The sequence below is a fragment of the Streptococcus sp. genome, assembly GCF_030528045.1.
Classification (GTDB): Bacteria; Bacillota; Bacilli; order Lactobacillales; family Streptococcaceae; genus Streptococcus.
In genome coordinates this window covers 1-23240 of sequence record NZ_JAUMZR010000030.1, presented here as the reverse complement: position 1 = coordinate 23240, position 23240 = coordinate 1, and the positions used below count along the sequence as shown (strand labels likewise).

Sequence of the window (23240 nt, the reverse complement as noted above, 5' to 3'; positions counted from 1 at the left end):
ATAACTCAATAAACTCTACTTGAGTGTTTACACAAAATTATTGACAGAACCGTTATGAAACAGGCTTATATAATAATTGCACATAATAAATTTGAACAGTTAGAGTTTTTAATCTCATTGCTGGATTATAAGCAACACGATATTTTTTTGCTTATAGATAGTAAGGTTGCTGTAGAGGAATCCACCATTAATTCTCTTAAATCTAGTGCAAATTTTTCGAAAGTGATATTGGTAGATAGAGTTCCAATTTTTGGGGGTAGTTGTTCACAAATTTTTGCAGAGTTTCAAGGTTTTAGATGTGCCTATAATCACGATAACTATAGTATGTTTCATTTGTTGTCAGGTGTAGATTTACCATTAGAGCCAGCGGAAAATTTATTTAATTTTTTTGAACAACATAAATTTAATAATTTTTTGAGTATGGTTTCTGATGAAATTTATGAATCAAATAAAGTATATGAGCGAGTTCGATTTAAATATCTATGTCCTAATTACTTAACAAGAAATATTGGGAATATGTTTATTAGAAAGTTTGTCTCATATTATCGTAAAATAGAGCTTAAAGTTCAGCGATTACTAAATGTTGATTGCTTTAAAAAATATAGCATGAAATTGGGTTATGCTTCCAATTGGGTATCTATTAATCAGGAGTTAGTTAGAATACTAATTCAGGAAGAGAAGGATGTTGAAAAAATATTTAAAAATTCAATAGTAAATGATGAATTGTTTATTCCTACCATGATGTATAAACATAATCTAATGGGAACTTTGTACTCTTCTTCGCCTATAACAGATGAACTAGGTGATTTTCAGGGGAATCTTCGATATATTAATTGGTGGGACGGAAACCCATATACATGGACTGATTCTGAACGTGATATAGAACAATTAAAACGTGGAAAAGAATTAGATCATAAATTCTCTAGAAAATTTGATTTAGATAAATCTCCAAATCTCAAGAAAGAGATTTTAACGATTATAAATGGAACGGGTTGAGATGAAAGTACTTAAAAACTACGCCTACAATCTTTCTTATCAATTGTTGGTAATTATACTTCCGATTATCACGACTCCCTATGTGACACGAGTCTTTTCTTCGGATGATCTAGGGTCATATGGTTATTTTAACTCCATTGTTACTTATTTTATCCTCTTAGCAATGTTAGGGGTTGCCAACCATGGGACCAAGGTCATTTCAGGGCATCGCAAGGAGATTGAAAAAAACTTTTGGGGGATTTACTTATTGCAACTGGGTGCGACGCTTCTTTCTCTGTTCTTGTACCTTGTTCTTTGTCTAACTCTTCCTTTTATGCAAAATCCCGTAGCTTATATTCTAAGTTTGAGTTTGGTTTCTAAAGGATTAGATATATCCTGGCTCTTTCAAGGGTTGGAGGATTTTCGTAAGATTACTGTTCGAAATATAACGGTAAAACTCGTTGGGGTAATTTCTATCTTCCTTTTTGTCAAATCTGCAAATGACCTCTATCTCTATGTCTTTTTGCTAACCATATTTGAACTCTTGGGTCAACTTAGTATGTGGTTGCCGGCCCGAGAATTTATTGGCAAGCCAAATTTTGATTTGGAGTATACTAAACATCATTTGAAGCCGATTATTTTATTGTTCATACCTCAAGTTGCGATTTCTTTATATGTTACCTTAGATCGTACCATGCTTGGAGCTTTGGCTTCTACAAAAGATGTAGGGATTTATGATCAGGCTCTAAAATTAGTAAATATCCTTCTGACTTTGGTTACTTCCTTAGGAAATGTGATGTTACCTCGTGTTGCGCATCTGATATCAACGGGTGAATATAAGATGATCAATAAAATGCACGAGATGTCCTTCTTGATTTATAATTTGCTCATGTTTCCAATGATGGCAGGAATCTTAATTGTAAATGATGATTTTGTTCAATTTTTCCTCGGACAAGATTTTCAAGATGCGCGCTATGCAATTGCTATCATGATCTTCCGGATGTTCTTTATCGGTTGGACCAATATTATGGGAATTCAAATCTTGATTCCTCATAATCAAAACAAGGAATTCATGATTTCAACAACTGCTCCTGCGATTACCAGTGTAGGATTAAACTTACTTTTCCTACCAAAGCTTGGTTATATCGGAGCAGCCATTGTCTCTGTCTTGACAGAAGCGCTTGTATGGGCAATTCAATTGTTCTATACTCGCAGATACATAAAAGATGTTTCGATTATCAGATCGATGATGAAAATTATTCTAGCATCAGCTATCATGTATGGACTCTTGCTAGCTTCAAAAACAGTTATCCATTTTTCACCAACCATAAATGTTCTAATATTTACTGTGCTTGGTGGGATTATTTACCTTTTTGCAATTCTATCTCTAAAAGTGGTAGATATGAAAGAATTAAAACAACTTATTAAAAAATAACGGAGTTAACTATGTACGATTATCTTATCGTTGGTGCAGGTTTGTCTGGAGCAATCTTCGCACACGAAGCGACAAAACGTAGAAAAAAAGTGAAAGTGATTGACAAGCGTGATCACATCGGCGGAAATATCTACTGTGAGAATGTTGAAGGTATCAACGTTCACAAGTACGGTGCCCACATTTTCCATACTTCAAACAAAAAAGTCTGGGATTATGTAAATCAATTTGCTGAATTTAACAACTATATCAACTCGCCTATAGCCAATTACAAGGGCAGCCTTTACAATCTTCCTTTTAACATGAATACTTTCTATGCTATGTGGGGAAGCAAGACTCCTCAAGAAGTGAAAGATAAGATAGCTGAACAAACGGCTCATATGAAAGATGTTGAGCCTAAAAACTTGGAAGAACAAGCTATTAAGTTGATCGGTCCGGATATCTATGAAAAGTTGATTAAGGGATATACTGAAAAACAATGGGGACGTTCTGCGACAGACCTCCCACCATTTATCATTAAACGTCTACCAGTTCGTTTAACCTTTGATAATAATTATTTTAATGACCGTTATCAAGGGATTCCAATTGGGGGTTACAACGTTATTATCGAGAATATGCTGAAGGGTGTAGAAGTAGAACTTGGTGTTGACTTTTTTGCCAATCGCCAAGAATTAGAAGCTTCAGCTGAAAAAGTTGTCTTTACAGGGATGATCGACCAATACTTTGATTATAAGCATGGTGAGTTAGAATACCGTAGTCTTCGTTTTGAGCATGAAATTCTAGATGAGGAAAACTATCAAGGAAATGCAGTTGTAAACTATACAGAGCGTGAAATTCCTTATACTCGCATCATTGAACACAAGCACTTCGAATACGGAACGCAACCAAAGACAGTTATTACACGTGAATATCCTGCTGACTGGAAGCGAGGCGATGAGCCTTACTATCCAATCAATGATGAGAGAAATAATGCTATCTTTGCTAAATATCAAGAAGAAGCAGCACAGAACGATAAGGTAATTTTCTGCGGACGTTTGGCTGATTATAAATACTACGATATGCACGTGGTAATCGAGCGTGCTCTGAATGTGGTAGAGGAAAAATTTAGTAATTGAGAAATAACGGCTCCATGTCAACTGTAGTGGGTGACCTATAAATAAAAAGGGTGCCCCATTTTTGGGCTACCCTCTTACTATACCTAAAATTAGTTATGGGTAACTAAAAGGGTAGTAAAATCAAAAAAAGCACTCTAGGATAGAGGCCTAAAGTGCTTAGTTTCAAGGCTTTACAGCCTATCTTATTCAATAAAATATTACAACATTTTGTTGTAGAATTCAACGACAAGTGCTTCGTTGATTTCTGGGTTGATTTCGTCGCGTTCTGGCAAGCGAGTCAATGAACCTTCCAATTTTTCAGCGTCGAATGATACGAATGCTGGACGTCCAAGAGTAGCTTCTACTGCTTCAAGGATAGCTGGAACTTTCAATGATTTTTCACGAACTGAGATCACTTGACCTGGAGTTACGCGGTATGATGGGATATCAACGCGTTTTCCGTCAACAAGGATGTGACCGTGGTTTACGAATTGACGAGCTTGACGACGAGTAGTCGCAAGGCCAAGACGGTAAACAACGTTATCCAAACGGCGTTCCAAAAGAAGCATGAAGTTGAAACCTAGGATTCCGCCTTTGATTTTTGTAGCTTGTACGAACAAGTTACGGAATTGTTTTTCACCTACACCGTAAGTGAAACGAAGTTTTTGTTTTTCAGCCAATTGCAAACCGTATTCTGACAATTTAGAACGGTTGTTTGGTCCATGTTGTCCTGGTACGTAGTTACGACGTGCCAATTCTTTACCTGTACCTGTAAGTGAAAGGCCAAGGCGACGAGCTTGTTTCCAAGATGGTCCTGTATAACGTGACATGTGTATGTCCTCCTGATATAAATAATATTTCGGTGGAAATAGTCACTTAGAAAGCCCTGATTCGTGCAGATGCCCTTCGCCTAAACAGCCAAGGTTACTTGTCATAAGACACCTGTTGACGAGCTTCATGCTTTCCTGCTGCTATTTCACACAAAGGCTATTGTACCATGAAAAGCTAGATTTGTAAAGGGATTTATCAGTTGAACTAAATTATTTTAATATTACAGTGTCAACAAACAGCACTCCCTCTATCTTTCTAAGTGGTTTTTTAGAATGAAAATAGAGTGAGGAACATCTGAAAAGACTCGGCTTAAAAATTCTAGATGTCGCTTGTCTTCACTATCCAAAGATACAGTATGTTTTACATTTACAGTGCCATCATTATTCTCAATAATTTGATGACCAAGAAGAATATCACCGAATGGAGTTGCCGTTTTATCCCAAAATTCTTCAAGAGGTTTTACAAGTGTGAGCTGATATTCCATAGGGAGCATTCATTCGAGTTCCATAGTTCCGTATGAACCCGTCTCAAATCCACCTTTTAATGTAATATTTTTTAAATCTTCTTCCCAATCATACCACTTTTCAATATTTTCATAATAGCCCCAGGCAGCCTCTTTTGTTGCTCTTATGTTTAAACTAAATTCCATTTTGACACTCCTTTTAATATAAGTGTACTTGTTATAAAATAACTTACATTTTTTGTCAACTGATTTTTTGAAAGCGCTGGTTTTCATATTCTCTAGATGAGACTCTTACCTTTAGTTTTACTTTAAAATAGTATCTATATCATACGCCTTTATTTCAAACTAAGGCTGAATGTAAACTTGCTGCCTAAGCCATATTGACTTTCTGCTGTGATTTCGCCACCAAGCTGATGGGCTAGTTCGCGTGCAATCGCAAGTCCTAATCCATGCCCACCTGTCTTCACATTGCGCGAAGTTTCTACACGATAAAGTCGTTTAAAGATTTTTTCCAAATCCTCAGGAAGGATTCCCTGACCCTCGTCTTTCACACTGATTCTCAGCTCTTGTTCTGTTAATTGGGCAAGAACCTCGATTCTGGTTCCTGGTTCTGAATATTTAAAGGCATTGTTTAACAAGTTGACCAGAATACGAGAAAGTTTGTCAGAATGGCTCTTGATTTTCGCCGACTCAGGTGATACTTGAATGTAAACATCTCGCTCCTCTTGTTCAATCTGGAGTTGAAATTCACTCATTGACTCAATCAGCAACTGATCTAGAAAGACCTCTTCGACTTCTTCCTCAGCAGTATCTTGAGGTTGTGTATTAAGAGTCAAAACATCCAATTCCTCCACTAGCTTGTTTAGACGCTCAGTTTGCCGACCAATCGTAGTTAAGTAGTGGAGCCGCTCCTCTTCCTTAATCACTCCATCTATAATTCCCTCCACAGTAACCTGAATGGAGGTAATGGGAGTTTTAATATCGTGAGAGAGCTGCGCAATCATCATTCTCTTTTCTTGCTCGCTCTCATCAAGTGATTGAAAGGTAGCTTGCAAATTGTGGGACATGTCATTAAAAGCCTGGGCCAGCTCTTGAAATTCTAATGGGCCTTTGGTTTCGATTTCTGTGCTGAAATCCTTGCTGGCTATATCCTGGGCTTGTTTTTTCAAATGTTTCAGAGAAGAGAACACTGGCGACAAAAGAAAGATGCTCACTGCAGCGCCAATGAAACTAGCAATCAAGGTCATTCCAACTAGAAAGTAAACTTCACTTTTCTCGATCAACATCCGTTGGACTGCCCAGAAAACGACCAAAATCGTTAGTAGAGTCGACACTAGATACCCCACTAAAATATAGTTTTTTAATTTCATTTTCTACCTCTTGGTCTTTCCATCTTATAGCCCAAACCCCAGACAGTTTTGATAGCAGGAGCATTTGAATTCGTATACTTGGTCAACTCTTGCCTCAAAGCATGGATATGAACATTGAGTGTATTGGTATCATCCACATAGTCCTCTTGCCATACCTTCTCGTAAAGTTCCGTCTTTGAAAAGACTCTCTCGGGATTGCTGGCTAATATCCATAAAAGCTCAAAGGATTTTACTGTCAATTCCAAAGGTTGCTCCCCAATGCGAACCTCATGAGTCACATGGTTGATTACCAAGTCACCAAACTCGATCTGTTCTGTCTCTCCTCCACGGCTAAGGCGACGCAAGATATTATTCACTCTTAAAACCAATTCGCGTGGGCTAAAGGGTTTGACTATAAAATCATCTGCCCCCAAACTTAATCCATAAATCTTATCCTGTTCGCTTGTCTTAGCAGTTGTAAAGAGGAAGGGTTGATCCGGAGCGATATACTGAACTTCACTGATAAAATCATAACCGTCCATATTGGGCATCATGATATCTGTGATAATGAGGTCGATAGATTTTTTTCTGAAAAGCTCTAATCCCTCCTTACCATCATGGGCGACCAAAACGTCGTAACCTGCCTGTATAAGATAGCGATTTTGAATATCTAGAATATCTATCTCATCATCAACCAGCAAAATTGTCTTTTTCATCTGACACTCCTTCGATAAAAACAGTGTTATACTTGCTTTAGTATAACACTATTTTCTCTAATGTTTAAATGATTTGAATCTTAATCTTCTCGTTTGGTTGTCAAACCCAAGAGTCCAACAAGACCTGCCAAGGCTAAACCAAAGATACCAAGGCCAGCTGTAGCTGTTTTAGCTTCCCCAGTATTTGGTAGCATCGCTTTATCATCTTTTTTCATCATATTAGCCATTGGGCTAGAAGCTGGTTGATCTACTTTCATATCTGACATATGGTGATTTGTACCCATCATACCCTCAGTCGTACCTGTAAAACCTGTTTCAGAAGGCTTCGTATTCATCTGACCTTGTTGAGATGGTATTGTCGCCATTTCTTTTCCACGAAGCTGAATCGTTACTTGACGAGTAGCAATCAGATTGGTCAAATCAGGTTTGCCATCTTTAGAGCCATAGACTTTAACAGTAGCTAGGTATGTATGTGTTCCGTTAGCTCGAAGTTGATCCAGCAAGGCCTGACCATCTTTGCCAACCGTATTGCCATTCAAATCCACTTCGTAGAAATATTGACCTTTAGCCAAGCCTTCAAGTGGCAATAGAGCTGGATTTTTAGCTGTTCCGTTGTCTGACCATGGGGCTTTGTCTGAATCTTTTAACAAGAGGCAGGTCAACATACCATCTCCACCAAAAGCTTCGTATGGAATAACTTGGTTGACACCGGCCAAGAATGGACCTGGAACATTTGCTTTTTCAAGGTAGCTAGCTGGAACATCAATGCTATTTTTGATGTTATTAGCAACAGAGTCTTTAACCCGATTTGGTGTGGTTGAACCATTCAAATTAACAGTCAAATCTTTAGTCGCTACGAGATTAGTTAAGTCAGGTTTGCCGTCTTTTGCACCGTACACCTTGATGGTAGCCTTATAGCTTTGTGTACCATTTTGTTTCAAGAGGTCAAGTAGCTCTTTATCTGATTTACCTTGAGTCCCTGCTAAATCCACTTCGTAGAAGTAAAGACCTTTGCCTAATTTTTCTACTGGTGGGAGAGCGGGATTTTTAGCTGTTCCATTGTCTGACCATGGAGCCTTATCAGAGGCTTTCAAGATAAGGCGAGTTAACATGCCGTCTCCAGCGAAGAATTCGTATGGAATGACTTGGTTGACACCAGCTGTGAATGGTCCTGGGAAGTTGGCTCTATCCAAATATGAAGCTGGAACATCTACTGTGTCTTTGGTGTTGTCAGCCACACCTTTTTGCACTTCAGCTGGAGTGGTTAAACCATTCAAATTAACAGTCAAATCTTTAGTCGCTACCAGATTAGTTAAGTCAGGTTTGCCATCTTTTGCACCGTACACCTTGATGGTAGCTTTATAGCTTTGTGTACCATTTTGTTTCAAAAGGTCAAGCAACTCTTTGTCAGATTTGCCTTGGGTGCCTGCCAAGTCTACTTCGTAGAAGTAAAGGCCTTTGCCCAATTTCTCTACCGGTGGGAGAGCGGGATTTTTAGCTGTTCCATTGTCTGACCACGGAGCCTTGTCGGATGCTTTCAAGATAAGACGAGTCAACATACCGTCACCAGCGAAGAATTCATATGGAATAACTTGGTTGACACCAGCTGTGAATGGTCCTGGGAAGTTGGCCTTGTCCAAGTAAGTGGCTGGGACATCTACTGTATCTTTTGTATTGTCATCCACACCTTTTTGGACTTCAGCTGGGGTGGTCGCTGGTTGCGCTTCACTAGCTTCACGGTCTTGCCCAGAAACTGTAGACGCAGGACTTTCCACAGATTTAACTGCATCTTCTGTTTGTTTCTTAGAGTCAGGTTGTGCTTGTACTTCTTCTTTTGGTGCTACTGCCGGCTCTTTAGCAGTTGCGTCCGCTTTTTCTGAAGAGCTTGTCGTATCCACACTTGCTTTAGGTGTTGGAACAGACTGTTCTGAAGGAAGAGCTACATCGACTGCTTTTTTGAGAACCTCTGCTGGTAAGTCGCTCTTTTCACTCACCGAAGCAGCGTCTGGCACGACTTGGGCAGGAGTCGGATTGACGACATCAGCACGTGCAGAACTTGGTTGACCGACTAGGACAAAGAAGCCACTGGCCACAACAACTGAGGCAACACCGACACTGAGACGGCGAATAGACCAACGAGTATATCTCTGATTTGGATTGAATTTCATGGGATTCTCCTTAGAGTTTTCTTTTTTTGATGACTCTAGTATAATCTCCTAAAATTAAAAAGGATTAAGAAAAAGTTAAAATTTTTCTTAAATCCCTCTTATAAAATACTTATATTGACTCGTTAATTATTTAGAAAGAGAGTACCCTTCCTCTCCTACTCACTCAGTTCAGCTAGGGTGTCCAGATGTTGGTTATTAATGACGGCCATGATGTAGGCATCTGCCTGCAAGAGGTCATTGGGTCCGAATTGGACATCCAGAGGAGCATTTTCGTAGGAACGAAAGCCAAGTACGTTGAGGTTGTATCCCCCACGTAAATCTAGCTGACTGAGGCTTTTACCTACCCATGATTGGGGGATTTTCATCTCGACAATCGATACATTCTTGTCCAGCTGAAAGACGTCTACGCTGTTATGAAAGAGGATGGTCTGTGCCAATGAGCGCCCGATTTCAAACTCTGGTGAGATGACTGCGTCTGCCCCAATTTTTTCTAGAACCTTTTTAGCTGTATGGCTTTTGACCTTGGCAATGACGGTCGGCACTCCTAGACTCTTGCAGTGCATAACCGCGAGAACACTGGACTCCAGATTTTCCCCCGTTGCGACAACTACGGTATCACAGGTGTCAATCCCCGCTGATAGAAGGAGTTCTTCATCCGTGATATCTCCAACTACCCCACGCGCCAGCATAGGTTCAAATTGATTAATGCGTTCCTCGTGGTCATCAATAGCAATGATATTCATGTCATGCTTGGCTAGAGCAGCCAAAACACTGCTCCCAAAAATTCCCAAGCCTAAAATTCCAATTGTCCTATCTGACATCGTTCTTCCTTTCTTACCCAATGGTGATATCTGCCTTCATATAGTGAATCGTATCTTTCTTGTCTGGCTGGTATTCCGCTACACTGACTAGTAGTGTCAAGGGACCAATACGGCCGATAAACATCAGCAACATAACCATGCTGAGGGCTATCTTGCCTAGCTCTGGTGTTAAATTTGCCGTCACCCCAACTGTCGCAAGGGCTGAAATGGTCTCAAACATGAGGTAGATAAAGCGCGGATTTCCCTCTGCTGTTATCCCTAGAAGGATTAAGCCCAGCAAGAATGTTAGCAAGAAGATAATAAAGACACTGAAAGATTTTTGCACGGTTCGGGGTTCAATGGTCCTCCGAGCCACATTGGCATGAGGCAAGCCCAATAGTTCGCTACGAGCAAAGACCAACAAGACAAAGAAGGTCGTAATCTTGAGCCCCCCTGCTGTCCCTCCAGGTGCCCCGCCCAGAAACATCTGTAGGATGTAGATCAGTAAGGTAACTGGTCGAGCCTGGGTGTAGTCAATGGAAGCAAAACCTGCCGTTCTCATACTAACGGTCTGGAAGAAACTAACCAGCAGTTTCTCTGGGGCGCTAAGATTTCCAATCGTTCCAGGATTATTCCACTCGATGAATAAAGTCGATACGGTTCCAAAGAGTAAAATTCCCGCCGTTAAAAAGAGAACCAGCTTGGTATGGAAACGCAGGCGGCGTTTTTTCTTTTTCCCAAACTGGGTCGCTAGGTCAAACCAGACCATAAATCCTAGACCACCCGTGATAATCAATCCTGCAATGACTAGATTGATCAAGGGGTCCGTTTGAAAAGCTACCAAACTCGTACTTCCAAAATTATCAAATCCAGCATTACAGAAGGCTGAAACAGCCAAAAAGATAGAGGTTAACACCCCTCGGCCCCAGCCAAATTCAGGAATAAAGCGGAAACTCAGGAGAAAGGCACCAATTCCTTCCACCAAAAAAGTCGTCAGAAAGATCGAGCGGATGAAATCCTTTAGAGACTGGGTTTCTCCATAACTGAAACTTTCTTGAATAGTCTCCCGGCCACGAAGACTGAGCTTTTGCTTACCTTGGATATAAAAGATTCCGATAAAGGTCATAAGCCCCAAACCACCAATCTGGATCAAGAGCATACAGATCAACTGGCCCCAGATATTGTAGGTAGAAGCCACTGGCTGGGTAAAGAGCCCTGTCACACAGACCATGGACACCGTCGTAAAGAGATGGTCAAAGTAGGTCGCTTGTGAAGTTGTTGCTTGCACAAAGGGAAGGCTTAAAAGGAGCGAGCCCAGTAAGATAACCAGGGCAAAACTTAAAAAGATGCGACGGGCTGGCGATAAACGAGACAGCGTCGTCTTGATTTTTTCCAAAAAAGATTTGAATAACATAGCTACATTCTACCATAAAAACAGTCAGAACACTCACATGTGGTGCACAATAGCAAGACAGAGTTCGAGTGCCTTATCAAAAGCTTCTGAGCCCCAGTCACGACTGTCATAGTTGTCTAGATCCGCCAAGGAATCTGCGGTAAAGAGCAACTCTCCCCAGACAACTCCTCGTAGCTGAGCTACTGCTGCAAGAGCAGAACACTCCATCTCCACAACCGCACAGCCTTCTTCCTTGCGATAGGCAACCTTTTCAGCCGTCTCCCGGTAAAAACCATCTGTCGTCCAGGTCATGACTTCCTCGTAAGGGATTCCTCTTTGCTCCAAGACTTGCTCAATGGCAGAGACAGCCTCAATCTGCATCTCCATATAACGAGAAGGTGCTACATAGTGGTAGCTGGTCCCCTCATCTCGCAGAGCCCGAACAGGGACAAGAAAGGCATTTTCCTCTATATCGGCTAGGACGCCACAGGTTCCAGTGGAAATGATTTGCTCCACACCATAGCCAATCAACCAATCCATAAACTGGGCAGCTGGGGCAGAGCCTACGGGCGCCTGGGCCAGACAAATCTCCTCGCCCTTGTAGTTGAGGACGTAGACTGGATAAGTCTTGGTGGCCGAAACGAACTCACCAACACAATCCGCCCCTACTTCCTGAGCATAGCGGTCAATCTCTTCCTCCAAAAATGCATAGATGCACTTCTTTGGCAACTTTAAATCTAGCCCCTCATGTGTTGGCATAAGGACCGCCTGGGGGTTGTCGTCAAACTCTAAAATGGGAATCGCATGTTTCTGAATCATAGCCCACCTCCTCTAATTTTGTACTATTGTATCAAAAGCTGACGGAATGTCAAGGAGTTGTCTTCATCAATCCAGAAATCTCCTCTTCCATACACTTGAGAAATCGTTGCACCGCTGGAGAAGTCGGTTTCTGTTTTAGTAAAGTGATTGAGGACTATCACCAAAATACCAAATTCAATAATAAAAAAGCACGAATCTGCATCAGGTAATGTATACCCTTTTATATTGTACAAGAAGCCAAACCAATAGAATCTAGCCTCCATTTTGTCTAGGCCTACTCTATTTCCACAAACCACCTAAAATCTGTTTTTCTAATAAGTCTAAGTCTTCCTCTTTTATTTCTCCGTTGTCACTAACGATATAAAGCTGAGCGAAGTAAGCCAACAATGGACCAACACAAATACGAACCATTTGAGGGATCGTTAACTCTGGATTTACACGTGGATCTGCTAGCAATTCCTTATGAAGTACTCGAAGTTTATCTTGAATAGCATTCCAGATAAAAATCTGTTCATTTTTTAGTTTTTTATTTGAAAAACTCTCCTGCAGAATGATTTTCATCAAAGCACGATTTTTTTTGAGATAGCTCATACGATCATGGACGAGATAACGAACCCTCTCTTCTGTCGTTTCAAAAGCTAAGAGTTCCTCAAAAAAACTACCGAAAATGCCTGGGACTACAGGATGTAAAATAGCCGTCAGTAAATCATCCTTCGTCTTAAAATACTTAAATAAAGTTGCCTGGCTTAGTCCAGCACGCTCAGCTATGTGAAGAGTTGAGGTCCCATGGTAACTCCTGGTTGATATGAGATCCACTGCTGCCTGCATGATTTTTTTCTTTCCTTGAGGGTAATTCGCTTCTTCTAAGTAATCTTCAAACGATTCAAAAACAGTCTTATCCATCTAATCTTCACACCTTTTTAGCATTATTTATGTTGATTTCTAAACTTTACGATAACGACGCAATCCAACAATATTAAGAATTGTTAAAATGATCAAGAAAATCATTAAAACACCAAGATTTGACAAAATATCACCAAGATTGTGCCCGTAAAGAATAATCTGGCTTATTGCATCACCAGAATAGGTTAATGGCAAAAATTTCCCCACAGTTAGAGCCCATTCTCCCATGGATGACAATGGAATAATTCCTGAGAAAAAAAGTTGGGGCATAATCACGAGAGGAATAAATTGCATCATTTGGAATTCTGATTTTGCTAGAGTAGACAAGAGAATTCCAAAAGCTAGTGCTACAAGAGCCAGTACCACATTAACTATTATAACATTTAAAATACTTCCTACAACTTCTACATCTAGTAGCCAAATTGCTGCTAAAACGACAACTGCCGTTTGAAAAATCGCAATAATACCGTAAGACAACATATAGCCATAGACGATTTCAGATCGTTTCACTGGTGTTGCTAACAAACGTTCTAGTGTTCCACTGGTGCGTTCTTTCAAAAGCGCCATACCTGAAATCAAAAAGACAAAAAAGAAAACTACAAAACCTATCAAAACCGGAATCATATTGGTAAAGAAGCTTGTATTTTCATCTCCATACTGGTAAGACTCCTTGATTTCTGGTGTTTTTGCGTCCGAGTCCAATTGTGGAAGAGCTTGTTTAACACGAGATACTAACTGATCGGTGCCTTCACTGGCGATACTCGTTCGTAACACTTGTCGTATCATAGATGTTTTGGAGGCGTCTGTGTTTGCGTAGTCGACCTGGTACTCACCGTTTTTATAAGAAATCACAGCATCGACTTTTTCATTTGCTAGCGCTTCTTTGGCTTGATCTAAGTCTTGATAAGTCTCGACATCCACATGATCGAGCTCATCCATTTTCGTTACCAAACCAGTTGGTAGATCTTGTGTTGCCAACTTGACATTCACGGTTGTACTAGTTGAAAACATGAGGTTCATCAACCACATGATAAAAACAGGTGCTATAAACATCAGGGCTAGAGTTCGTTTGTCACGAAGTAATTCTTTGATGACTTTTTTTGCAATCGCTATTGTTCTCATCTTACTCACCTTCTGCTTTTAAAAATACTTCTTCAATACTTGAAACTTGATAACTTTCTTTTAAGTGTTGCGGTGTATCAAAAGCAATGATTTTTCCGCCTAATAATAAGCCGACCTTATCCGTCAACTCTGCTTCATCCATAACATGGGTAGTAACTAATATCCCTACCCCATTGTCTCTAAGCGCGAATAATTCTTTCCAGATTTTCTTTCGAAGAGAAGGGTCGATTCCAACTGTCGGTTCGTCCAAAATCAAGAGTTGAGGATTTCCTAAAAGCGCGATAGCCAGTGACAAACGCCGTTTCATTCCTCCAGAATAACCAGATACCGCCTTGTTTAAGCAGTCTGTCAGATCTACTACTTGAGCTATATAAGCAATTTCCGCCTTTAGGTCTTTTTTAGAAAGCCCCTTTAGCTGACCAAAAAAATCCAGATTTTCTTGGCCTGACAAGGACTCGTATAAAGCATCTGATTGGACCATATAGCCAATATCTCCTAAAATATGGCGATTGGGCATAGTGTGATTTAACACTAAAGCTACGCCTCCATCAGCCTTTTCCATTCCTAACGTAGTCTTAATCATAGTTGATTTACCAGCACCAGACGGACCTATTAATCCTATAATTTCTCCTGTCTGCAATTCAAAGCTGACATGATTCAGAACTATTTGATTGTCAAAAGATTTTACTAAATCTTTTAAATGTAGTAATGTTTTCATTTACTTCCTCCTTGGTAAGTGATTACTCACTTTTTAAATCACAGAAGCTATTATAGTGAGTAATCACTCACTTGTCAAGAAAAAAATCTAAATCCTTTAAAAAATAGAGCAGCAGACATTATTATCTGATGCTTATAATGGATAGCTATTACTTTTAGAGCTGTTTCTAAATCTCTTCTCGATACTCCGAAATGGTCTTTCCTGTCCACTTTTTAAAGGCCTATTCTTCCTCTACTTTTCTCAGCCAATCCTACCACTGTCATCACCATTGCAACCTTGATGACCTTGGCAATGGAAATCCATTTCACGCATTTTTATATAACCCGAACCAAGAAATTCTCAAGTCCTGATTGGAAGTTATTTTAGCTACAATCCATCTCTCAAACACAAAAACTCTCCCTTCTCTTTCGAGAAAGGAGATTCTTTTTTATCCTTGTCCGCCAGGGGCTGGACCGCCGCCTTGAGGGCCTCCATTTGGTCCTCCGCCTCCAGGCATAGAGTTGACGATTTCCGTTTGTTTTTCACCGTTGAGATAGATATCTCCACCTGTGTAGGTCGCTGTTCCATCAAAGTCAAAACCTGTTTGACCAGTCATTTTAATGGTTCCGCCTGTGACTGTGATATTGCCGTTCGAGTCGATTGGGTCTGTGTCTCCTTGGCCGACTTCTACTGTCAGGTTCCCACCGTTCATGGTGAAGAAGATTTCACTCTGTTGGGCGTTTTTATTAGCTGCGTTGACTCCATCATCTGTCGAATAGATGCTAATGTCCCCACCGTTGATAGTGATGGACTTACCTTCAAGTCCTTCTGTCGAATTCTTGACGGTGTAGGTACCACTATCGATAACCAAATCACCTGATGCGTGGATGCCATCATCTCCTGCTGTGACGGTGATGTTGTTGTTGGATAGGTACATGGTTCCGACTGAAGTATCCTCGTCATTGTCCACCTTTACGCCATCTTCCTTGGCATCGATAGTCATGGTCGTACCAGTGATGTTGAGTTCATCATTGACATTAAAGGCATCGCCAACTGCTGTGATGTTATAGGTTCCACCCGTGATGTGGAGGGTGTCATTGGCCTTGATACCATTGTTCTTCTTGCCATCTACATTGAGAGTTCCTTTCCCGTTGATGGTCAAATCCGCCTTAGAAAAGAGAGCTGCGTCTGCTTTTTCGTCGTTGTTAGAGCTTGAGTCAGAGAGACTGTTGGTGGTTCCCTCTGCTAGAGTCAAGTAGACATGGCCGGCTGATGTCGCAGAAATCGCTGCATTGGTATTGGTCATGTTCGCACCTTTTAGGACTAGGTGAACATCTGCCGACTTATCTGCCTCGACCTTGATCTGCACCCCATCAGACTGACCTGAAATCACATAGGTTCCAGATTTTGTGATGGTCACTGTTGATTCAGAGACTGTCACCCCATCTCCAGAGACCTTTGCAGATGAGCCAGATAGCTCAATTTTAGAAGCTGTGCTTTCGTCATAAGAGGTATCATTGTCCTTATCTGTAAAATAGGATGATTGGCTTGTCTTTGTTGCAGTTGTTGTGGCACTATTTGTCGTTGCATTGGTATTGGATGTAGTTGTTGACTGGGCACATGCTGCCAGCAGCACCATTGCCGTTAAACTCGTTACGAGTAGGGTCCATTTTTTTGATTTCATACCTTTTTCCTCTCTTTCGTATGATATAGCTAGACAGTCTACAGAAGATTCCTGAAACAAAACTAAAACTTTTCTGAAAGTTTCCTTAAATTCAGTTTCAGTTAAGTTTCGCTTAATAAAACTTTTAGAAATGTCCTCTAGACTTGTTCCAAGCAAGTTTACCTTGTTTAATCCATGATTTATCTAAAGGAGGAGTTGCTTATGAAACCCCTAGAAACAAACTTTGAACGGATCGAAACCAAGTACCTGGTCTCTAAAACAGACCTACACGATTTAATAGAAGATTTGAAAGACTACCTCGTCGAGGACGACTATCCGACTTCGACCATTTCCAATATCTACTTTGACACAGAAGATTTTCAGCTCATCCAAGACTCTCTGCAGGATCAGCATAAGAAGGAAAAAATCCGTATTCGGACCTATCTCGCACAGCCAAGCACTGACAGCCCCGTCTTTCTAGAAATCAAGTCCAAAGACGAAGCCGGTATCGGTCACAAGCACCGCGTCCTATCCCAGTCAGATACCATCACCCAACTCATCACCAAAGGTTGGGGAGGAGACCTGATCAAAGATAGCTTTCTGGTAGCAGAGATTCAAAAGTTACGCCAACGCTACAGCGAGGCTCTCAAACCGCGTATCTATATTTCCTATGACCGTTTTTCACTAAAAGAAAAAAAGAAAATCCCAGGATTCCCCTACCAGAAAATTCGTGTCACTCTTGACCAAAACCTGACCTATCGTGATAAACAGGTCTGCCTATTTGCTGACAAAAAAGGCCTGCCTCTCATAGAAGACGAACTGGTCATCATGGAAATCAAGGCGCCTGGTGATAAAAAACCTCAATGGCTAGAGGATATCCTTGATAAGTATGGTCTGGTAGAGCAAAAATTCTCAAAATACTCCTGCGCCTACCATAAATCACAAGGACTAGCCTATGCCCCACAACCTATCGGAGAAAGTGTAGGTAATGCTTATGTCTAACCTTTTTAACTCTATTTTCAACGACGCAACCGCCACTGCTGACCCCCTCCAACTCCTACTCGCCCTTGTCGTCAGTCTTTTTCTAGGACTAGCACTCAGCTGGGCCTATAAGCAACGGACTCTTTACACACGGGAATTTGTCATCAGTTTGACCCTTTTACCTTGTTTGATGACGCTGGTCATCTTCCTCGTCAATGGCAGTCTCGGAACGTCGATTGCAGTGGCAGGAACATTTAGTCTCATTCGTTTCCGTTCTGCCACGAGTGGCTCTCGAGAGCTAATCGCTATCTTTCTAGCCATGATCATCGGTCTGGCGGCAGGGACAGGATACCTTCTCTTAGCCGTACTCTTCACGGTCCTTATCCTAGGAATATGGCTCCTTTTGGAAAAACAACAGAGCAAGAGCAATCACCAACGTCGTAGACTCTTGACCATCACACTTCCCAATAAAGAAGCCCGCCTAGATACTATCCAGGTCGCGCTGGATCAATTTTGCACTGAGTTTGACCTCATCTCAGTAGATACCAGCAATGCTGGTGAATCCTTGCAAACCGTCTACGAAGTCGATCTCAATCCTCAAGTAGATGATTTCCAACTGACAAGCTACCTGACAAGCAAGATTTCTCAGTGCGATGTTTCCTTGACCAAGAAAGCCAAAAAGAAGAAAAATCTATAAGACTAAAGCTCATAAAAAGAACAGCCCAAGCTGTTCTTTTTAGTTTTCTTTTACTGGGATTTCCTTGATAACTCGCGCAGGATTGCCAGCTAGGACGACATTGTCTCCAAAGGACTTGGTGATCACGGCTCCTGCTCCAGCGACGACGTTATTGCCCAGTGTCACTCCAGGAAGGACAATGACGCCACCTCCAGCCCAGAAATTATCTCCAATGGTGATGGGCTTGCCATATTCGACCCCTGAATTGCGTTCATGTGGATCCAGTGGATGGAGCGGGGTTAAAAACTGACAGTTGGGGCCAAGCATGGCATTGTTCCCAATGCGAATCGGACAAACATCCAGCATGGTCAAGTTCCAATTAGAATAAAAATTTTCCCCTAGATGGATATTGACTCCATAATCGACCACCAAGCGTGGATTGATATAAAGATTTTGCCCAGTTGAGCCAAACCAAGTCTTGATAATATCTGCTCCCTTCAAGGGATCTTCTTCCTTGTTAAAGGCAGCCTGTTTTTGGCGAGAAGCCTGCGCCAAGGTCCGTAATTCTGGGTCCGACGGACGGTAAGGCTCTCCTGCTATCATTTTCTGGTATTCGCTAGCCATCTTATCACCTCACACTTAATTTGGACTCATCATATCAAAAAGCCTTTGAAAGGTCAAGAATAGCCTACTTTCTAAACTCTCAAAGCCAATCCCCTCCAAGTTAAAACAAGTTGCTTGACAAAAGCTTAACTTCATGGTTTAATATACCCCTTAAGGGTATATCGGAGGTACCTATGTTTCACTTATTATTTACAAAAATTGATAGTATTTCTACCAGCGAGTTAGAAGCTAAACTCAGAGAACCGATTCAGCTACTAGATGTTCGGACGCCTATGGAATTCCGTAGAGGTCATATCAAAAATGCAAAAAATGTTCCTTTAACGGAAATCGGTTCTTACACACCTGCGACAAAAGAAACACTTTATGTCATTTGTCACTCTGGTGTACGAAGCAAACTAGCTGCGAAAAAGCTTAAGAAAAAAGGCTACGATGTCATCAATGTACGAGGCGGTATGAGCTCTTGGACAGGTCAGGTCATCTAGAAGCATCAAATGAGCTACGCAGCCTTGAACCTTATCGAAGGTCTGAGCGACCATATCCAATGGTATCCGCTCGAAGATGATCTGATTAAGGGCAAATAATCCCTAGATGTGCGGACAAGTGGCGAATTTCAGAGTGGTCGACTCAAAGTCGACACCATCCACATTCCCCTAAACGAATTACGGGAACGCTTGGATGAACCGGACAAGAAGCAAACCTACATCCTTAGCTACCGCAGCGTTTTGCACAGCTATATCACAGAGCGTATCCTCCAGCGGCAGGATTTACCGTCCAAAACCTTGATGGCGCTTATTCACAATATAAAATGTCTAATCCAGAAGGAGTCAAATATGGGGACGAGTATCAGCATGGCTGATTTTTATGAAGAATACCTAAATGAAAATCTAAACCTTATCGATGTACGTGAAGAGCACGAATTCCAAGCAGGACATGCACCAGGTGCCAAAAATCTGCCTTTAAGTACCTTGGAGCAAGGTTACAAAGAACTCAAACCTGACCAGGAATACCATGTCATCTGTCAAGGTGGAGTCCGTTCCGCATCTGCTTGTGAATTTCTAAGCGCCCAAGGCCTCACCGTTATCAATGTAGAAGGTGGTATGAATGCTTGGCCCGGTCAAGTAGAATAATGAAAAAACCGATTAAGTTCCTTAATCGGTTTTTTCATTTCTGCAACCCGCTGATATAGGGCTCGTAGCCCGTCGCTTTTAAAAAAGAAGCACATTGATGGTATCTAAAAAGAGGTTTGCTCATTGGTATTTGGGGGAACTCATCCGTTTGTCCGACATGATTTTTTTGTCGGAACAAACTTAAATGCCTTTGTCTGCATTGTTTATCAATAGCAAATTAGTTTATTTCCGTCTAATCAGGTATCGGATGGCCTTTTCTAGGCGTTCCTTTTGAGCCTCGGGGTCGTCTAGTGGTTGGTTGATACAGCCTGTGAGATTTTCAGTAATGATCATCTCAATCACGCGCTCAACGCTAGATTTCACTGCTGTCAACTGCGTAACAATATCTGCGCAGTCACGATCTTCTTCAATCACCTTTTGAATCCCACGCAACTGACCCTCTGAACGTTTCAGGCGTGTGATGTACTTTGAGTTTGTCATTGATTTATCCTTGGTCACTTTTCTTCATTATATCTCGAATAATGTTCTTTGTCAAAATTCTCATCCTATCTGTCTTTATAGGAGACAACCTTTTCTCTGTATCAGATAGAAAAGATTGATAAGCATGGAAATGGAAAAGAAACTCTGTCCTCCTTGAAGCTCGATGGGAAGTCACGTTTCCTTTCAACCAACTGACCTTTATGCGTATATCTTGGACAAATTGGACAAAAAGGCTAGGATCACTATCCCATAGACTAGAACTAGAGCCAGCCCAAATCCGATACCAAACCACTTGTAAAACTTGTCCATTCCGCTGTAACGTTCGACATAGGCCCTGGTCGGCTTGTCTGGATCATACCAGACCGTCAGTTCCGAATGAAGGGGGAAATGGGTCTGCATCAAGCGTTTGAAGGAAACAAAGGAGTTGCTGTAGCGAGTGATCGAAGGCGCTAGCATATCTTCTCTTGTATAGTCCTTTAAAAATTTAGTAGTCCCCCACGGAATTGTGACCGTTTTGAACATAAAATACTGCAAGGTTTTCTTATAAGCAATCCCATCCACCGTGTATTCGACGATAGGTGGATACCCCTCACGAAAACGGCTATAGCCGATAACCGTTCCAGGAACGGATGACTTGGCAAGGCGGACCAACTTCTGATCTCGAAGATAGAGATAGAGAAAGGTCCCACACACAAATACAAAAGATAGGAAGATGACGATTGTCCCAACTATCAAACCAATTACTTCTTTATTCATATGAACTCCTCCTGTTATTTTATACAGTAAAATCTCAAAACTAACTCATCCAGAAAGGACATCGATGCCCTCGAGTCTACTCTTCGGATTTTTCTTTTGACTGTTTTTCTCTCAAAACTTTTACAGATTTCGATATGATATCTCTCACCTGTTCGTCAGCAAGTCCTGGAATCTGGTAATAAGGATTATTGGATTCGCTTTTTGACGGCTTTGTTCCTGAACTTTCGGTTTTAGAACTTTGTTCAGTCGAAGACGAGGATTTCGGCTCTGAGGAACTGGATTCTTTGGTCTTAGAGGAACTCGACGACTCAGAAGACTTGGACGTTTCAGGCGTTTTAGAATCAACCTTAGGTGGCTTGTTTACTTGGTCGTTCGGCTGTTTCACAGGTTTATAGAATAGCCCAAAAGACAACAGCAAGGCCATCAAAATCCTAATACCAGCCAAGGTTCTTTTATTGGCTTCAGTCGAGGGAACCTTTACTCCCTTTGTACTGAGTATTTTCCATTCTGGATGCTCTTTTTCTATGGCTTTTTTCTGTCTCCTAAGAGGACCAAGTAGAAAATGATTAAAAGGCACAATCGTTACCATAGCCACCGTTACAAGCGGGACATAATTGGAATGACTTGATACCAGTAGAACATCGAGTATAGCGAGAAGAATGAAGAGGAAACGCCCCACAAACTTACGAACTTGATGCTCTTTTTTGATCTGCAAATATCTCTCTTGTGACATTATCATTCCCTCTTTTCTTTATTCTTTTGTGAACTTTATTAAAAATTCGACTTACTCCTTCAACACCCCTACTTTTATATCTGTATAGAATTTCTCATCAATTGATGTGGTAAAAAAGAAGGGAGGGGTCAACTCTTTATAGTCTCGAAAATGAATATAGCCAGCTAAGAAGTCGATTCCTTCTCGTACTAACTCATCATCTGGTTCCAAAATTCTAGTTGAAACAGTATTTAAAACTTGAAACAGACTGTGATACAAAAAGTCTTTCGGCAAAGCATCTTCAATACACTCTTCTTCTACTGGGATAAACAGTTCCATCAACACATCTTGATTTTCTTCTAACTTGGAATTAATCGTATAAAAGAAAGGTCCTCGAAGCGTATATCCTGCTTTTCTTACTTCGTCTAAAAAAGCGTTATAAGTGTCCGGCATCTCTTCTGGAGATACTGTGTAATACCTTGAGATAACATTTCTATATTGTATATCTTGGTATTCTCCCACGTTTTTATATAGCATCTGAAATCTCCTTAACTGGGATATTAATTTCAACAAAGCGTTGCCCAAATATTGGCAATATCGCTAGAAAAACGGTATCTCCTTGCATTTCCAACCCCTCATCTTGAATATATTGCTTCATTTCTTCAATTTTTGGAAGGAAATGTTCATCAAATGGAGTTACCTCAGAGACACACTGCTTAATTGTAAAATGTTCTAGATATTGAAATTCATCATTTCCTTCAATTGGGATGTTTGTCGGAATATAGACCTTAAACAAGGCTTCTCCTGGCTTTCCAAAAGTGCTCAAACATGTTTCAATCGTTGTCGGACCATTTTTATAGACCCCTGTTTCAAATAATAATTTTTCACAACCTTCAATCAAATCTAGAAAAGAATCCATGGGAACTTTTTTCTCTGTATAAGCAATATCGCTGATATCTATTCTAATTAATTTCATTTTATTTCTCCTCTATAAATAAAGTTATTCGTGCTTTTCTTTTTCCAACTGGTGAATACTCGTGCATACTCAAGCCAATAGAAGGGGAGGCAGGCAATGCTTAATCCTACAACACAAGGAATAGCATATATCACTGGTAACATAAATAAACGTCCTATAATCGCTAAAATTGCTGCTAATGAAGCAAGAATAAGTGGAGGAATGTGTAAGATTGTCTTCCTGAACTCTCCAGATGGTAAGGTCTTAGCTTTAGGGACAATTAACAACTGGTAAACAAAGGTGATTAGTTGAAAAATAAGGCTCAATCCAATTAACTTCATGAAAATAGACCAGTAGTCATCTCCTAAAAATATAGAACTTCCAAAAAGTAATTCTACATGAGAAATGAACACGGAACTAGCTGGCACTAATTGCAAAATTTTTGTTTTGGATACTGTAAAATATCTTGTGTAAACACAAAAAGGAATAAATCCTGTATAGTAG

The 23240-nt window shown here is 40.8% G+C and carries 25 protein-coding genes and 3 pseudogenes; 9 read left to right on the top strand and 19 right to left on the bottom strand.

Annotated elements, in window-relative coordinates:
• Nucleotides 1-54 precede the first annotated feature (54 nt).
• The 3 genes from Q4A91_RS06885 to glf are packed head-to-tail and all read left to right on the top strand — an operon-like array spanning nt 55 to nt 3522.
• Nucleotides 55-996, top strand: a complete 942-nt coding sequence (locus Q4A91_RS06885; protein WP_303212241.1) for a beta-1,6-N-acetylglucosaminyltransferase — start codon at nt 55-57, stop codon at nt 994-996.
• A 1-nt stretch (nt 997) separates the two neighbouring features.
• Nucleotides 998-2410 (top strand): flippase, encoded by a 1413-nt coding sequence (locus Q4A91_RS06880; RefSeq protein ID WP_303212238.1) that lies wholly within the window; start codon nt 998-1000, stop codon nt 2408-2410.
• Between the two features lie 11 nt (nt 2411-2421).
• Complete coding sequence (gene glf / locus Q4A91_RS06875) at nt 2422-3522, top strand: UDP-galactopyranose mutase (RefSeq protein ID WP_303212236.1); 1101 nt, start codon at nt 2422-2424, stop codon at nt 3520-3522.
• 197 nt (nt 3523-3719) lie between these two features.
• Here the strand turns inward: glf and rpsD are convergent, their stop codons facing one another.
• The 11 genes and pseudogenes from rpsD to Q4A91_RS06820 all read right to left on the bottom strand — a co-directional run bounded on the left by rpsD (nt 3720) and on the right by Q4A91_RS06820 (nt 14783).
• On the bottom strand, nt 3720-4331 hold the full coding sequence (gene rpsD / locus Q4A91_RS06870; protein WP_000092756.1) for a 30S ribosomal protein S4: 612 nt from the start codon (nt 4329-4331) through the stop codon (nt 3720-3722).
• Between the two features lie 248 nt (nt 4332-4579).
• Nucleotides 4580-4981 (bottom strand): annotated as a pseudogene (locus tag Q4A91_RS06865) (polyketide cyclase).
• A 149-nt stretch (nt 4982-5130) separates the two neighbouring features.
• The gene (locus tag Q4A91_RS06860; protein ID WP_303211489.1) at nt 5131-6165 is read right to left on the bottom strand and encodes a cell wall metabolism sensor histidine kinase WalK; all 1035 of its coding nucleotides are present in this window, start codon (nt 6163-6165) and stop codon (nt 5131-5133) included.
• Entirely contained in the window at nt 6162-6860 is a 699-nt protein-coding gene (locus tag Q4A91_RS06855) for a response regulator transcription factor (protein ID WP_000751223.1), read from the bottom strand. Before Q4A91_RS06855 ends, Q4A91_RS06860 begins: the two co-directional genes overlap by 4 nt.
• A gap of 80 nt (nt 6861-6940) precedes the next feature.
• Entirely contained in the window at nt 6941-9028 is a 2088-nt protein-coding gene (locus tag Q4A91_RS06850) for a fibronectin-binding SSURE repeat-containing protein (protein WP_303211487.1), read from the bottom strand.
• Between the two features lie 155 nt (nt 9029-9183).
• A complete protein-coding gene (locus tag Q4A91_RS06845; RefSeq protein WP_303211485.1) occupies nt 9184-9849 on the bottom strand; it encodes a TrkA family potassium uptake protein in 666 nt (221 codons plus the stop codon).
• Nucleotides 9850-9862: 13 nt separating this feature from the next.
• Nucleotides 9863-11242 carry a TrkH family potassium uptake protein gene (locus Q4A91_RS06840; RefSeq protein ID WP_303211483.1) on the bottom strand — a complete coding sequence of 460 codons (1380 nt, stop codon included), beginning with the start codon at nt 11240-11242 and terminating at the stop codon, nt 9863-9865.
• Between the two features lie 33 nt (nt 11243-11275).
• On the bottom strand, nt 11276-12040 hold the full coding sequence (locus Q4A91_RS06835; protein WP_049519156.1) for a nucleoside phosphorylase: 765 nt from the start codon (nt 12038-12040) through the stop codon (nt 11276-11278).
• Between the two features lie 279 nt (nt 12041-12319).
• Entirely contained in the window at nt 12320-12943 is a 624-nt protein-coding gene (locus Q4A91_RS06830) for a TetR/AcrR family transcriptional regulator (RefSeq protein ID WP_000361924.1), read from the bottom strand.
• A gap of 39 nt (nt 12944-12982) precedes the next feature.
• On the bottom strand, nt 12983-14065 hold the full coding sequence (locus tag Q4A91_RS06825) for an ABC transporter permease (RefSeq protein ID WP_303211479.1): 1083 nt from the start codon (nt 14063-14065) through the stop codon (nt 12983-12985).
• A gap of 1 nt (nt 14066) precedes the next feature.
• Nucleotides 14067-14783, bottom strand: coding sequence for an ABC transporter ATP-binding protein (locus Q4A91_RS06820; protein WP_303211477.1), 717 nt, complete (start codon nt 14781-14783; stop codon nt 14067-14069).
• Nucleotides 14784-15005: 222 nt separating this feature from the next.
• Here Q4A91_RS06820 and Q4A91_RS09350 point away from each other — a divergent pair.
• A pseudogene (locus tag Q4A91_RS09350) lies at nt 15006-15149 on the top strand (low temperature requirement protein A); the annotation flags it as partial.
• Between the two features lie 61 nt (nt 15150-15210).
• On the opposite strand, the gene Q4A91_RS06815 reads toward Q4A91_RS09350, so the two are convergent.
• Entirely contained in the window at nt 15211-16446 is a 1236-nt protein-coding gene (locus Q4A91_RS06815) for a carbohydrate-binding domain-containing protein (protein ID WP_303211476.1), read from the bottom strand.
• Nucleotides 16447-16647: 201 nt separating this feature from the next.
• Here Q4A91_RS06815 and Q4A91_RS06810 point away from each other — a divergent pair, with 201 nt between their 5' ends.
• Together Q4A91_RS06810 and Q4A91_RS06805 are read left to right on the top strand one after the other, a co-directional pair.
• The gene (locus Q4A91_RS06810) at nt 16648-17427 is read left to right on the top strand and encodes a polyphosphate polymerase domain-containing protein (RefSeq protein WP_303211475.1); all 780 of its coding nucleotides are present in this window, start codon (nt 16648-16650) and stop codon (nt 17425-17427) included.
• A complete protein-coding gene (locus Q4A91_RS06805) occupies nt 17420-18103 on the top strand; it encodes a DUF4956 domain-containing protein (RefSeq protein ID WP_303211474.1) in 684 nt (227 codons plus the stop codon). Before Q4A91_RS06810 ends, Q4A91_RS06805 begins: the two co-directional genes overlap by 8 nt.
• A gap of 39 nt (nt 18104-18142) precedes the next feature.
• Here the strand turns inward: Q4A91_RS06805 and Q4A91_RS06800 are convergent, their stop codons facing one another.
• A complete protein-coding gene (locus Q4A91_RS06800) occupies nt 18143-18706 on the bottom strand; it encodes a sugar O-acetyltransferase (protein ID WP_303211472.1) in 564 nt (187 codons plus the stop codon).
• Between the two features lie 173 nt (nt 18707-18879).
• On the opposite strand from Q4A91_RS06800, the gene Q4A91_RS06795 reads away from it, so the two are divergent.
• The 3 genes and pseudogenes from Q4A91_RS06795 to Q4A91_RS06785 all read left to right on the top strand — a co-directional run bounded on the left by Q4A91_RS06795 (nt 18880) and on the right by Q4A91_RS06785 (nt 19833).
• On the top strand, nt 18880-19188 hold the full coding sequence (locus Q4A91_RS06795; protein ID WP_303211470.1) for a rhodanese-like domain-containing protein: 309 nt from the start codon (nt 18880-18882) through the stop codon (nt 19186-19188).
• A gap of 15 nt (nt 19189-19203) precedes the next feature.
• A pseudogene (locus Q4A91_RS06790) lies at nt 19204-19562 on the top strand (rhodanese-like domain-containing protein); the annotation flags it as partial.
• Nucleotides 19537-19833, top strand: coding sequence for a rhodanese-like domain-containing protein (locus Q4A91_RS06785; RefSeq protein ID WP_303211468.1), 297 nt, complete (start codon nt 19537-19539; stop codon nt 19831-19833). The pseudogene Q4A91_RS06790 and the gene Q4A91_RS06785, both read left to right, overlap by 26 nt.
• 222 nt (nt 19834-20055) lie before the next feature.
• On the opposite strand, the gene Q4A91_RS06780 is transcribed toward Q4A91_RS06785, so the two are convergent.
• From Q4A91_RS06780 to Q4A91_RS06755, 6 genes are all read right to left on the bottom strand, one after another.
• Nucleotides 20056-20313 carry a metal-sensitive transcriptional regulator gene (locus Q4A91_RS06780; RefSeq protein ID WP_303211466.1) on the bottom strand — a complete coding sequence of 86 codons (258 nt, stop codon included), beginning with the start codon at nt 20311-20313 and terminating at the stop codon, nt 20056-20058.
• Between the two features lie 198 nt (nt 20314-20511).
• A complete protein-coding gene (locus tag Q4A91_RS06775) occupies nt 20512-21069 on the bottom strand; it encodes a DUF3592 domain-containing protein (protein WP_303211464.1) in 558 nt (185 codons plus the stop codon).
• A gap of 76 nt (nt 21070-21145) precedes the next feature.
• Nucleotides 21146-21802 (bottom strand): hypothetical protein, encoded by a 657-nt coding sequence (locus tag Q4A91_RS06770; RefSeq protein WP_303211463.1) that lies wholly within the window; start codon nt 21800-21802, stop codon nt 21146-21148.
• Nucleotides 21803-21853: 51 nt separating this feature from the next.
• Nucleotides 21854-22318 (bottom strand): hypothetical protein, encoded by a 465-nt coding sequence (locus Q4A91_RS06765; RefSeq protein ID WP_303211461.1) that lies wholly within the window; start codon nt 22316-22318, stop codon nt 21854-21856.
• Entirely contained in the window at nt 22308-22757 is a 450-nt protein-coding gene (locus Q4A91_RS06760) for a hypothetical protein (protein ID WP_303211460.1), read from the bottom strand. Before Q4A91_RS06760 ends, Q4A91_RS06765 begins: the two co-directional genes overlap by 11 nt.
• On the bottom strand, nt 22754-23240 hold a 487-nt coding region (locus Q4A91_RS06755; RefSeq protein WP_303211459.1), incomplete at its 5' end, for a hypothetical protein. The genes Q4A91_RS06755 and Q4A91_RS06760, both read right to left, overlap by 4 nt.